Below are 11578 nucleotides of genomic sequence, written 5' to 3'. Positions count from 1 at the left end.
CGCCGACCGGTGCCGAGCTGACGCAGGATCGAACGGTCCAGCGTCATGGCCACCAGGCCGCCGATCATCGCGCCCGCCCCCCGGCCGGTCACCCGTGAGGCCCATCGCGCGCCGGATCCGGCGGCCAAGGCCAGGCGTCCTCGGGCGGTGATCACCCGCGCAGTTTAAGGGCGATCGCAAGCTCGGCGCTTTTCCGAGCGCAGCGGGTCGGCCTGGTCGGTTTGAGGGCGATCGCAAGCTCGGCGCTTTTCCGAGCGCAGCGGGTCGGCCTGGTCGGTTTAAAGGCGATCGCAATCTCGGCCTCGTCGGGTCAACTGCGCGACACGGCACGCAGCGACCCGGTGATGTCGGTTCGGCGTGCCATCCTCCACTTATGCCCGACATGCCGGTGGCAATCCCGACGACGACGATCTGGGGTCGGCCGGCCACAGAGCCCGGGGCCGGATGGGCCGTCATCGACGTCGAAACCTCCGGCTTCCGACCGGGCAACGCCCGCGTCATCAGCATCGCGGTGCTGGCCCTCGACAGCCACGGCCAAGTCGAGCAATCCGTGGTCAGCCTGCTCAATCCGGGGGTGGATCCCGGCCCCACCCACGTGCACGGCCTGACCGCCGCGATGCTCGAGGACCAGCCGCAATTCGCCGAAATCGTCGGCGATGTCGTGGAGTTGGTTCGCGACCGCACGCTGGTCGCGCACAACGTTGCGTTCGACTATGCGTTCCTCACGGCGGAGGCCGAGATGGCCGACGTCGAGCTGCCGATCGACACCGTCATGTGCACGGTCGAGCTGTCGCGGCGGCTGGAACTGGGCATCGACAACCTGCGGTTGGAAACGTTGGCCGCGCATTGGGGAGTGACCCAGCGGCGACCGCACGACGCGTTCGATGACGCCGTCGTGCTGACCGACGTGCTGGCTGCCGCGCTGCAGCGGGCCCGCGAGCGCGACGTCTGGCTGCCCGTGCGGCCGGTCACCCGTCGGCGCTGGCCCAGCGGCAGGGTTACCCACGACGAGCTTCGGCCGTTGAAGATGCTGGCCTCCCGGATGCCATGCCCGTACCTCAACCCGGGCCCGTACGTCCGTGGCAGGCCGCTGGTGCAGGGCATGCGCGTCGCGCTGGCGGCCGAGGTCGAACGGACTCACGACGAGCTGGTCGAGCGGATCCTGCACGCCGGGTTGGCCTACGCCGATGCCGTCGACCGGGAAACCTCACTCGTGATCTGCAACGAATCCCGTCCGGCGCACGGCAAGGGCTACCTGGCTTGCGAGTTGGGTGTGCCGGTGGTTTCCGACGCGAAGTTCATGGATTCCGTCGCGACTGTGGTCAGTGGCACCGGTGTCGAGGACTTCGTCGACTCGGCGCGCGCGGGCGAGCAGTTCGCCTTGTTCTGATTGCCCGGATCCTCCTCGGGATGCTGCGCGTCCCGCATCGTCGCCGACGATTATGTTGAACAGCATCAACAGCTATGGGATGAACGCGAAAACGACGTTGGCGTGGACGGCGGTGGTGGCTGCCGCGGTTATCACGGCGGCGTGCGGCGGCGGTTCACACGGCGGCAGCAGCGACGGCTCAGCGGCAAAGAGCGGCAATGTGCACGTTCCTGCGAACTTCTGTGGCTTGGTGAGCGGAGCCGACATCAGTGAAGTGATGGGCAGGGCGTTTCCAGCGCCGCAGGGCACACAGTCCGCAAGTGAAGCGCAGTGTAATGCCGTGCCGTCGGCGGGCAACGACGTCAGCTTCAAGCTGTATTACAACGACCTGTACTGCGTCGACGGCCAGCCCGCCAACCAGCAGTGCCTCGACTCGCAGTCGAAGGGATTCGCCACCAATAAGCAGACCGCCGGCCAAGTCCAAAACATCCCGGGACTCGGCGACCAGGCGTTCTGCTTTGTGACGCCTCCGGCAACCGTCGACGTGCTCAAGGGCTGGATCTATCTCACCGTCGCGGCCGACAGCTGCGTGCAGGCCCAGACCTTGGCGGGGATGCTCCTGGCCAAGATCTCGGCCTGACGCCTCAATTGCGTGCGGCCCTGTTCACCGCCGACACCACGGCACGCAGCGACGCGGTGGTGATCGACGGCGCGATCCCGACGCCCCACACCGTCCTGCCGCCCACCGAGGCTTCCACGTAGGCCGCCGCCTGAGCGTCGTCTCCGGCGCTCATCGCGTGCTCTGAGTAATCCAGCACGGCCACGTCCAACCCGGCGGTGCCCAGCGCGTCGACAAAAGCGGCGAGCGGGCCGTTGCCGGAACCGCTGATCTCGGTCTCCACCCCGTCGATCTTGACGGTCGCGGCTATCGTGGTCGCGCCGCCATCCTGGTCGGATGCCTCGACCCGCTGCTTCATCCGCTCCAGCGGCCGCACCGGCGCCAGGTACTCCTCGGAGAACGCCTCCCACATCGCCTTGGGGGAGACTTCACCGCCCTCGCCGGCCGTGCCCTCTGCGATCTTTTGGATCACGCCGGAGAACTCGATCTGCAGCCGGCGCGGCAGGGCCAGGCCGTGATCGGCCTTCATGATGTAGGCCACCCCGCCCTTGCCGGACTGCGAATTGACTCGGATCACCGCCTCGTAGGTGCGCCCGACGTCGCGCGGATCGATCGGCAGATACGGCACCTGCCAGAGCATGTCGTCGACGTCGGCGTCGGCCTCATCTGCGGCAACCTTCATCGAGTCCAGGCCCTTGTTGATGGCGTCCTGGTGGCTGCCGGAGAACGCGGTGTAGACCAAGTCGCCGCCGTAGGGGTGACGCTCGTGAACCGGCAGCTGGTTGCAGTACTCCACCGTGCGGCGGATCTCGTCGATGTTGGAGAAGTCGATCTGCGGGTCCACACCACGGGAGAACAGGTTCAGGCCCAGCGTCACCAGGCAGACGTTCCCGGTGCGCTCACCGTTGCCGAACAGGCAGCCCTCGATCCGGTCGGCGCCGGCCTGATATCCCAATTCGGCTGCGGCGACGGCTGTTCCGCGGTCGTTGTGCGGATGCAGGCTGAGGATGACGGCATCCCGCCGGGCCAGGTTGCGGTGCATCCACTCGATCGAGTCGGCGTAGACGTTGGGCGTGGCCATCTCCACGGTGGCGGGCAGGTTGAAGATGATCGGATCGTCCGGCGTCGGCTCGATGATGTCGCCGACGGCGTCGCAGACCTGCTGGGCGTATTCCAGTTCGGTCCCGGTGTAGGACTCCGGTGAGTACTCGAACCGCCAGTGCGTGCCTGGGTACTTGGCGGCCTCCTCGACGCACTTGCGGGCACCGTCGGTCGCGATGGCCCGGACCGCGGCCCGGTCGGCGCGGAAGACCACGCGGCGCTGCAGGATCGACGTCGAGTTGTAGAAGTGCACGATGGCCCGGTGTGCGCCTTCGCAGGCTTGGAACGTGCGTTCGATCAACTCCGGACGACACTGGGTCAGCACCTGGATGGTGACGTCGTCGGGGACGGCGTCCTGGGTGATGATCTCGCGGACGAAGTCGAAGTCGGTCTGGCTGGCCGACGGGAACCCGACCTCGATCTCCTTGTAGCCCATCCGGACCAGCAGGTCGAACATGCGGCGCTTGCGCGCCGGGCTCATCGGGTCGATCAGCGCTTGGTTGCCGTCACGCAGATCCACCGCACACCACAACGGCGCGCGGGTGATCACCCTATCCGGCCAGGTACGGTCGGCCAGCCGAACGGGCTCGACCTCCTCGGCGAAGGGTCGGTACCGGCCGATCGGCATCGACGACCCGCGCTGGGTGTTCCATGCCGGTTGGCCGGTGTTGGGTTGGCCGGCGGGTTTAGTGATCGTTCGAGCGGACCTGAATATGTCGGGGGAGTCTTCAGACGGTCGAGAGAAGCTAGTCACAGTGATTGCTCCGGGAAATGAGAAGGGGCGCCTCAACGGCGGCGACCGGCGCGTCGCGAACACCCGCGACGGGAGGCCGGTCTAGATCAGGCCCCGCCGCGGCGTCCGAGAAGGAGCACCCGCTGCACGTTGTGTACTTTACCGCGCCCGCGCAAATGCCCAAAACCCCAGGCCGTTAGTCCCCGGCCGGGACGATCTTGACCGGGATGTCGGTGTTTTCGTCGGTGTGATAGCTGGCGCACACCCGGTGGTAGCCGTCGGCAATCTGCAACGCCACATCGTTGGCCAGGTCTCCGCGGACCAGCAGAATCGGTGATAGCTTCCTGCCTTTTTTGATCTTCGCCAGATCCGCAGCGACATGCGGATTGTCGACGGGCAGCAGCGCCAGGCGTGATGCCCGCAGCAGATCCTTGGCCTTCTTGTACACGATCGGGGCCTTCTTCAGCGCCGTCACGATTTCGTTGATCTGCCCGGGTGTGGCGAGCAGCGCGAGGTAGTCCGCCGCCGCCGGATAGTCATCCTCGTCTGGTTCGGTACCCCATAACACCCTGGCATCACTGGCCATCCCGACGACCCCTTCCTCACCACACGTCCACCACCGGTCGTGCGCCGGTCCTTATTGGATATCAAATACCGACCGAGCATCAGCTGTTCGAAGGATTGCCCGGCCCGCATCGTCGCCCTGTCGATCCACGTATCCTGTTTTTCGACCTGAACCTCGCAACGCGCAGGGAACTCCCCGGGGCCGGAAGGATCGACGTGGCGCTCGTCGTGCAAAAGTACGGCGGATCTTCGGTGGCCGACGCCGAACGGATCCGCCGTGTCGCCGAACGCATCGTCGAGGCCAAAAAGCAGGGCAACGATGTCGTCGTGGTGGTCTCGGCGATGGGCGACACCACCGACGGTCTGCTGGAGTTGGCCCAGCAGGTGTGCCCGGCGCCGCCCGCCCGCGAGCTGGACATGCTGCTGACCGCCGGCGAGCGCATTTCCAACGCGCTGGTGGCGATGGCCATCGAATCATCGGGCGCGCACGCCCGCTCGTTCACCGGCTCGCAGGCCGGTGTCATCACCACCGGCGCCCACGGTAGGGCGAAGATCATCGATGTCACCCCGACCCGGCTGCAGTCTGCGCTGGACGAGGGGCTGATCGTGCTGGTCGCCGGATTCCAGGGGGTCAGCCAGGACACCAGAGACGTCACCACCCTGGGCCGCGGCGGCTCGGACACCACCGCCGTCGCGCTGGCCGCCGCGCTGAACGCCGACGTCTGCGAGATCTACACCGACGTGGACGGCATCTTCAGCGCGGACCCGCGGATCGTCCTCAACGCCCGCCACCTGGACACCGTCACCTTCGAAGAGATGCTCGAGATGGCGGCGTGCGGCGCGAAGGTGCTGATGCTGCGCTGTGTGGAATATGCCCGCCGCTACAACATTCCGGTGCACGTGCGTTCGTCGTACTCCGACAAGCCGGGCACCGTCGTTACCGGATCGATCAAGGACATTCCCATGGAAGACCCCATTCTGACCGGCGTCGCACACGATCGCAGCGAGGCCAAGGTGACCATCGTCGGCATCCCGGACTACCCGGGCTACGCGGCCAAGGTGTTTCGCGCGGTCGCCGACGCCGACGTCAACATCGACATGGTGCTGCAGAACGTCTCCAAGATCGAAAACGGCAAGACCGACATCACGTTCACCTGCCCCCGCGACAGCGGCCGGGTCGCGGTGGAGAAGCTGGACTCGCTCAAAGACGAGATCGGTTTCGCCCAAGTGCTTTACGACGACCACATCGGCAAGGTGTCGCTGATCGGCGCTGGCATGCGTAGCCATCCGGGGGTCACTGCCACGTTCTGCGAGGCGCTGGCCGGTGTCGGCGTCAACATCGACTTGATCTCCACGTCGGAGATCCGGATCTCGGTGCTGTGCCGGGATACCGAGCTGGACAAGGCTGTCGTCGCGCTGCACGAGGCGTTTGGGCTCGGCGGCGACGAGGCAGCGACGGTGTACGCCGGAACGGGTCGCTGATGAGTGGCTTATCGATCGGGGTTGTCGGCGCCACCGGCCAGGTGGGCCAGGTGATGCGCGCGCTGCTCGACGAGCGTGATTTCCCGGCCAGCAGCGTGCGGTTCTTCGCCTCGGCCCGCTCGCTGGGCCGCAAGCTAACTTTCCGCGGCCAGGAAATCGAAGTCGAAGACGCAGAAACGGCCGACCCCGCGGGTCTGGATGTGGCGCTGTTCTCCGCCGGCGCGACGATGTCGCGGGTACACGCGCCGCGGTTTGCCGCCGCCGGGGTGACGGTGATCGACAACTCGTCGGCCTGGCGCAAGGACGCGGACGTGCCGCTGGTGGTCTCCGAGGTGAATTTCGCTGACGCGCGGACCCGGCCGAAGGGCATCATCGCCAACCCGAACTGCACCACGATGGCCGCGATGCCGGTGCTCAAGGTGCTGCACGACGAGGCGCAGCTGGTGCGGCTGGTGGTTTCGAGCTATCAAGCCGTGTCCGGCACCGGACTGGCCGGCGTCGAGGAGCTCGCGACCCAGGCCCGCGCGGTGATCGACGACGCCGAGCAGCTGGTGCACGACGGCAGCGCGCTGCAGTTCCCGGAGCCGAAGGCCTACGTCGCGCCCATCGCATTCAACATCGTTCCGCTGGCCGGAAAGCTGGTCGACGACGGCTCCGGCGAAACCGACGAGGACCAGAAGCTGCGCCACGAAAGCCGCAAAATCCTGGGTATCCCGGACTTGCTGGTCAGCGGCACCTGCGTGCGGGTTCCGGTGTTCACCGGCCACTCGCTGTCGATCAATGCCGAGTTCGCCCAACCACTTTCACCGCAGCGCGCCCGTGAACTCCTCGACGGCGCACCCGGCGTGAAGGTGGTTGACGTGCCGACGCCGCTGGCTGCCGCCGGCGTCGACGAATCGCTGGTCGGCCGGATTCGCCAGGACCCGGGTGTGCCGGACGGGCGCGGCCTGGCGTTGTTCGTCGCAAGCGACAATCTGCGCAAGGGCGCGGCATTGAACACCATCCAGATCGCCGAGCTGCTGGCCGCCGAACTGTGACCCGCGGGTGAGCCCTGCCGACTCCCGCCGGTTCGCGCGCTGCTCGCTGATGGCTGCCTACATCGCGTGTCTGCTTGCCCAGCAAGACTTTTCGCCCGCATATGCCGATCCTCCGGCTCCGATGCCAGAGCCGGTCCTGCAGCCGCTGGCGCCCGGTCAGGTGATGCGGATCGGTCCCACCGCAGGGACCGGCACGCCCACCCGCGACTACGGCATCGGCGCCACCGACTTGTGCGTGTTCATGGAGTTTCCCACCGACGTCGTTCAGGTCTGCGGCGACAGCTTCGCCGGCCAGGGGGTCGGCTTCGGCGGCTACTACTCGCCGGTCGCCTTGCGGGTAGACACGTCATCGGTCGACGACCCAGCCGGCGTCCGCTACACGGGGGTTACCGGTTTAACGGAGCCGCTGCTGGCCGACCCGACGCCGGTGGGCGCATCGCAGTTGCCGGCGGGTGTGGTGCAGATCAACCGGCGGAGCTACCTGTTGGTCACCACCACCAAAGAACTGGTCCCGCAGAACTCACGGCTGGTGAAAGCCGAGCCAACACATGGGTTTTGGCAGACTCTTCCGGGCTCGGTACGGGAGGCCGGCTATGCGGGCGGCCAGCAGTCACAGATCAGTGGCTACTACGACCCGATACCGACAGCAGAGTCGCCGACCGGGTGGGTGTACATCGTCGCCGACAACTTCGACCGCAGCCAACCGGCAGTGCTGTACCGGGTCGCACCAGAGAATTTCGGCGACCGGTCGCGGTGGCAGGGCTGGGCGTCTGGTCCGGGTGGCGGTTGGAACAAGCCGCCAGCCCCGTTGTGGGACGACTTGGTTGGTGAGATGAGTTTCAAGCAGATCGACGGCAAGGCGGTGCTGTCGTATTTCAACGCCAGCACCGGAAATATGGAAGTCCGGGTGGCAGACGACCCGACGTCGCTGGGCACCGCGCCGGTGACGACCGTGGTGCAGCACGACGACTGGCCCCATCCTGCGGAAAGCCTGCCGCCGCCGGAGGACAACCGACTCGCCCAGCCATACGGCGGGTACATCTCCCCGGGGTCGACGCTGGACGAGTTGCGGGTGTTCGTCAGCCAGTGGCATAACACCGATCCCCGGGCACGAGCGCCCTATCGGGTAATCCAATTCGCCGTCAACCCATTCAAACCCTGGTCAGAGCCTTAAAGCTTGCTCTCAGTCCGCAGTGGGTCCGCAGCTGCCCCTAGAGACGCCTCCAGCAGCTCCCCGGCAGCCCTGCGGGTGCGGTCGTTGGCGTCCGGCCACAGGTGCGAGTACGTGGTGAGGGTAGGGCAGCACACCGGCCTCAGCAGTTGGGCGCTGGGATCTTTTGCTCTGGCTTTCCTAGCTTTTCGTGTTGCAGCCTTTCCGGTTGTACTGCTTCTTGTTCTCGGCGAGCTCCAGAGTGACGACATGCCGAAGCGTCTCCCGCGAGACGCCGAACTTCTCAGTGAACCTCACATACAGGGCTTCAATTGCCGCACCGTGGCTCGGCGCTGAATAGGTCTCCCGGTATCCAGCACGAACCTCAAGCTCCTGGCCGGCGTCGAGTCGTTCGATCACCGCATCATGCTAGCCGTGATGAGACGTGAGGTTTCGATCCGATCGTGCACGTGCTGCACCGTTCAAGTCCGTTCGGGGAAGTGATGTATCGAGACCGCCGGATATCCGCGCTGAGCAGGTTACGACACATCGCTTACTGTGCAGCAGCCATCTCCCAGGCCACGTACGAAGGTCATGGGCCCACGGGTTGTCCGCCGGGCGTCGAGCGTGTGGCGGTTAATCTGCGCGACGGTTTCCAAGCTCCCTACCTAACTAGGGCTTGGAGCTGTGTCGTTCGTTAGAACGAGTTCACGTTTTCGATGCTGACGAACATGCCGTGACCGGTGCCGTCGTTGGTGACCTGACTTTTATCAGGCTAGTGCGCACTGATGGGTGAGTTGACCTTGGCGAGGGCTTCGGCGAGGTCGTCGGGTACGGGTTCGGCGGCGGTGAGTGTTTGTCGTCCGGCTTGGATCATGACGGTGCGGTAGCGGCGTGCGGTGCGGACGAATTTCTTGATGCTCCAGCCGGTTTGGTGTTCGATCCAGTGGCTGACGGCCAGGGCGGCGAACACGATGCTCAGTGTGCGCTTCGATCGAGTCGCCGGTGTGGTAGACCGGCCGGGCCTGCAGGGCGGTCTGGTTGGCCTCCGAGATCATTGGCGGCGGGTTGGCCGCGGTGGTCAGGTCGCGCGGGTGCCAGCCGCCAGCGTCCCACCCCAGCTCATGGATGTGTTGATCGTCGGTGCTGACGTAGATGACGTAGCCGACCAGAGCCGCGCAGCGACCTCCCCAGCGTGAGAACGCCCGGGGGTCGCCTGCCGCGTTAGTGGTAGTAGAGAGTGCATCCGCAGAACGTGTCGCCGGTTGTCACCGCCTCCTCGGTGAGGATCTGCACCGTGCACGTGGAGCTGAATGGGATGCCACCCCACTTGCCCCACCAGTCGGTGGCCATCGCCGCGCAGTAGGGCTGGACAGGCGGCTGGCAGGTGCCGATGAACGAGTGGCGGCCGAGGGTCTGGTTGGCGGCACCGTTGAAGTACCAGCCGCTGTCGAACGTATCCTCCGTCCCCGTGGTGCGGATCGAGGGCGTGATTTCGCCGTCGATGTAGAACGCGAAGTCCCGTTCGAGCCACGTCAGATTCGAGTTCGTGGTGTCCACGCCACCCACATAAGACGTGTACACCACCGAGCCGGGCCCGGGGTTGGTGATCTGCATCAGCGTGTTCACGTCCCCGGCCGCGCGGGTCACCTTCTGGTCGGCGTACCGGTAGCCCTGGCTGCGCAGCCGCATCCCCGGATCGGCATCCCCCAGCGTGTACGTCACCATGGAGAACACCAAGGCGATCTCGATGTAGCCCGCCGGGTAGTGGTACACCACCTTGGCCGCGGAGCCGAAGGGCATCGGGAACGTGAACAGGAACGCCAGCTCGTAGTTGCTGATGTCCATCTCCACGTGGAGGTGGTCAAGGTCGAGAGAGTGGCCCTGGCCCTGCCAGTGCGTGGCCAGCAGCGTCCCCAGGTCCATGTCCAGGCCCGGCGTTGTCAGGCCGTCGTAGAAGACCTGGAGCCGCGCGTCCAGGGTCGGGTTGTTGCCGACCCCGACGGCCATCCACACCGACCGGACACACCCCGAATCGCCGGTGATGTCGGCCAGCACCAAATCGTCACCGGAGGTGACCGTTTGCCGTTCCAGCGAGGACTGATAGAGCTTGCTGGTGCCCAGGCCGGCCAGCGGGCCCGTACTCATGCCGTCACCGCCGCAGGGTCAATGCGCCGCACGGTGACCGGGTACTCGTCCGGTGGCCGGCACAGGTCGGCCTCGCGGATCGCGTCCTGGCACAGCCGGATCAGCGCGGACAGCACCTCGCGGTTGCAACGCAACGACACCGTCTCGGTGGGGCCGTCCGCGGTGACCTCGAACGTCTTCGGGTCCCGCCGGAAGTCGACGGTGCGCAGCCCATGAACGGCGGCGAACGCGCCCACTGCGGTCAGGTCGGCCTGCGCCGCCCTGTGAACACGTGCGTATTCGTCGCGGGACAACGCTCGCCGCTCGCGCAGCGGAGTATCGTGCCACTGCTGGAGATCCGGTAGGGGTGGCGACCCGGGCCGGGGGCGAACGACGACGGTCACGCCGATAAGCTTGTCCGGGTCAGCGGGTCCCACATACGGGTGAGTGGCGGGGCGGGGCCGTTCACTACCCGGTAACGGCGTTGATGGCCCAATATCGGCCATGTCCAGCTCCTTATAGGCAACCCCACGGACCCGCCACATTACAACCAGCAAGACCTCATTGCGCCGATCCGTCTGGTCTGCGCAAGGGTGCGTTCCGTTGAGCGGACCGGCAATCCGAGCCACCGGCTTCAGGGCTAGCTGCCAATCGAACCCAATCTATGCATCGCAGGTAGAGGTGTGTGAGGTCAAGGGCTTGGCACAACGAACGAGTCACCATGAGCCACTGGAGTTCCTGGCCGCAGCTACTGAACTTCACCTGCCCGCCCGCCACGAATGCTGTGAAAGAACTTATTGGGAACCGGGCGCTCAAGCACGTCCTCGTTGTCCCGCCAATCAGCGACCGGCAGCGTGGCGATGTTGAAGCCTATGCCAATGAACGCAATGTCGAGCTCCTCGAATGGCCAAAGCTGATCAAAGAGATGATCTCGTTCGTCGATGTGCAACGGAACGCACGCAACCAGACTGACCATGTTCTCCGGATCTTGCTGAAATACGGCTTCCTGAACCCGGCGGTCGGTCCGTAAGCGCAGCAAGCCACCGAGCCCCGGAAACGCCGCCCACTCGAGCTGCCGCCGCACCAGGCTGTCCAAACACTCTGGCTCATAAATGGTTGAATACCGTTGATGAGACGGGTTTCAGAGAGAAACTTTTGAGATCCAGCGGCCTGGGAAATGCGCCACCAGGATAAGGGCTGGCTGTCTGTCTCGAATGTGGTCTTGAGCTCAACCAGTCAGCGCATCACTGCAGGCCGATGATGATGTGCTGGTGGAGGTCGGGATGGGTGTGGGTCCGGTTGGGTTTGACGTCGAGCAGCAAGCGCTGATTTGGGCGATGTGGCGGCGGGGTGATGCGATTCGCGAGATGGAGCGCACGCTGGGTGAGACGTTGCC

General features: G+C 65.7%; 11 protein-coding genes and 2 pseudogenes. 5 read left to right on the top strand and 8 right to left on the bottom strand.

Annotation, left to right across the window (positions count from 1 at the left end; genetic code table 11):
- Positions 1-155: pseudogene (locus tag ACLQI9_RS09195) on the bottom strand (DUF1727 domain-containing protein); the annotation flags it as partial.
- A 227-nt stretch (positions 156-382) separates the two neighbouring features.
- Between ACLQI9_RS09195 and ACLQI9_RS09190 the strand changes: the two are divergent.
- Both ACLQI9_RS09190 and ACLQI9_RS09185 read left to right on the top strand, forming a co-directional pair.
- Positions 383-1390, top strand: coding sequence for a DEDDh family exonuclease (locus ACLQI9_RS09190; protein ID WP_442379409.1), 1008 nt, complete (start codon positions 383-385; stop codon positions 1388-1390).
- Between the two features lie 79 nt (positions 1391-1469).
- Positions 1470-2009, top strand: a complete 540-nt coding sequence (locus ACLQI9_RS09185) for a hypothetical protein (RefSeq protein ID WP_442391533.1) — start codon at positions 1470-1472, stop codon at positions 2007-2009.
- Positions 2010-2013: 4 nt separating this feature from the next.
- Here ACLQI9_RS09185 and leuA read toward each other — a convergent pair whose 3' ends face one another.
- Positions 2014-3843, bottom strand: coding sequence for a 2-isopropylmalate synthase (leuA, locus tag ACLQI9_RS09180; protein WP_442391531.1), 1830 nt, complete (start codon positions 3841-3843; stop codon positions 2014-2016).
- Positions 3844-4018: 175 nt separating this feature from the next.
- Complete coding sequence (locus ACLQI9_RS09175) at positions 4019-4408, bottom strand: hypothetical protein (protein WP_442379404.1); 390 nt, start codon at positions 4406-4408, stop codon at positions 4019-4021.
- Between the two features lie 194 nt (positions 4409-4602).
- On the opposite strand from ACLQI9_RS09175, the gene ACLQI9_RS09170 reads away from it, so the two are divergent.
- Genes ACLQI9_RS09170 through ACLQI9_RS09160 form a run of 3 tightly spaced genes read left to right on the top strand, consistent with a single transcriptional unit; the run spans position 4603 to position 8079 of the window.
- Positions 4603-5868 carry an aspartate kinase gene (locus ACLQI9_RS09170; protein WP_442379774.1) on the top strand — a complete coding sequence of 422 codons (1266 nt, stop codon included), beginning with the start codon at positions 4603-4605 and terminating at the stop codon, positions 5866-5868.
- Positions 5868-6905, top strand: a complete 1038-nt coding sequence (locus ACLQI9_RS09165; RefSeq protein WP_442379772.1) for an aspartate-semialdehyde dehydrogenase — start codon at positions 5868-5870, stop codon at positions 6903-6905. Before ACLQI9_RS09170 ends, ACLQI9_RS09165 begins: the two co-directional genes overlap by 1 nt.
- A 7-nt stretch (positions 6906-6912) precedes the next feature.
- A complete protein-coding gene (locus ACLQI9_RS09160; protein ID WP_442379770.1) occupies positions 6913-8079 on the top strand; it encodes a DUF4185 domain-containing protein in 1167 nt (388 codons plus the stop codon).
- A gap of 177 nt (positions 8080-8256) precedes the next feature.
- On the opposite strand, the gene ACLQI9_RS09155 is transcribed toward ACLQI9_RS09160, so the two are convergent.
- The 5 genes and pseudogenes from ACLQI9_RS09155 to ACLQI9_RS09135 all read right to left on the bottom strand — a co-directional run bounded on the left by ACLQI9_RS09155 (position 8257) and on the right by ACLQI9_RS09135 (position 11278).
- Positions 8257-8475, bottom strand: coding sequence for a hypothetical protein (locus tag ACLQI9_RS09155; RefSeq protein WP_442379768.1), 219 nt, complete (start codon positions 8473-8475; stop codon positions 8257-8259).
- A gap of 355 nt (positions 8476-8830) precedes the next feature.
- Positions 8831-9086: pseudogene (locus ACLQI9_RS09150) on the bottom strand (IS1634 family transposase); the annotation flags it as partial.
- 193 nt (positions 9087-9279) lie between these two features.
- On the bottom strand, positions 9280-10203 hold the full coding sequence (locus ACLQI9_RS09145) for a DUF2961 domain-containing protein (protein ID WP_442379767.1): 924 nt from the start codon (positions 10201-10203) through the stop codon (positions 9280-9282).
- Complete coding sequence (locus ACLQI9_RS09140; protein ID WP_442379765.1) at positions 10200-10688, bottom strand: hypothetical protein; 489 nt, start codon at positions 10686-10688, stop codon at positions 10200-10202. The genes ACLQI9_RS09145 and ACLQI9_RS09140 overlap by 4 nt, the downstream gene beginning before the upstream one ends.
- 242 nt (positions 10689-10930) lie before the next feature.
- Complete coding sequence (locus ACLQI9_RS09135; RefSeq protein ID WP_442379763.1) at positions 10931-11278, bottom strand: hypothetical protein; 348 nt, start codon at positions 11276-11278, stop codon at positions 10931-10933.
- Between the last annotated feature and the right edge of the window lie 300 nt (positions 11279-11578).

The organism is Mycobacterium sp., from assembly GCF_052143115.1.
Taxonomy (GTDB): Bacteria; Actinomycetota; Actinomycetes; order Mycobacteriales; family Mycobacteriaceae; genus Mycobacterium.
Note: the sequence above shows the minus strand (reverse complement) of the source record. Positions and strands in the feature narration are given on the sequence as shown.

Excerpts from the sequence above, each read along its gene's own strand:
- ACLQI9_RS09190 (WP_442379409.1), top strand. The coding sequence starts at position 383 with ATGCCGGTGGCAATCCCGACGACGACGATCTGGGGTCGGCCGGCCACA.
- ACLQI9_RS09185 (WP_442391533.1), top strand. The coding sequence starts at position 1,470 with ATGAACGCGAAAACGACGTTGGCGTGGACGGCGGTGGTGGCTGCCGCG.
- ACLQI9_RS09175 (WP_442379404.1), bottom strand. The coding sequence starts at position 4,408 with ATGGCCAGTGATGCCAGGGTGTTATGGGGTACCGAACCAGACGAGGAT.
- ACLQI9_RS09165 (WP_442379772.1), top strand. The coding sequence starts at position 5,868 with ATGAGTGGCTTATCGATCGGGGTTGTCGGCGCCACCGGCCAGGTGGGC.
- ACLQI9_RS09145 (WP_442379767.1), bottom strand. The coding sequence starts at position 10,203 with ATGAGTACGGGCCCGCTGGCCGGCCTGGGCACCAGCAAGCTCTATCAG.
- ACLQI9_RS09140 (WP_442379765.1), bottom strand. The coding sequence starts at position 10,688 with ATGGCCGATATTGGGCCATCAACGCCGTTACCGGGTAGTGAACGGCCC.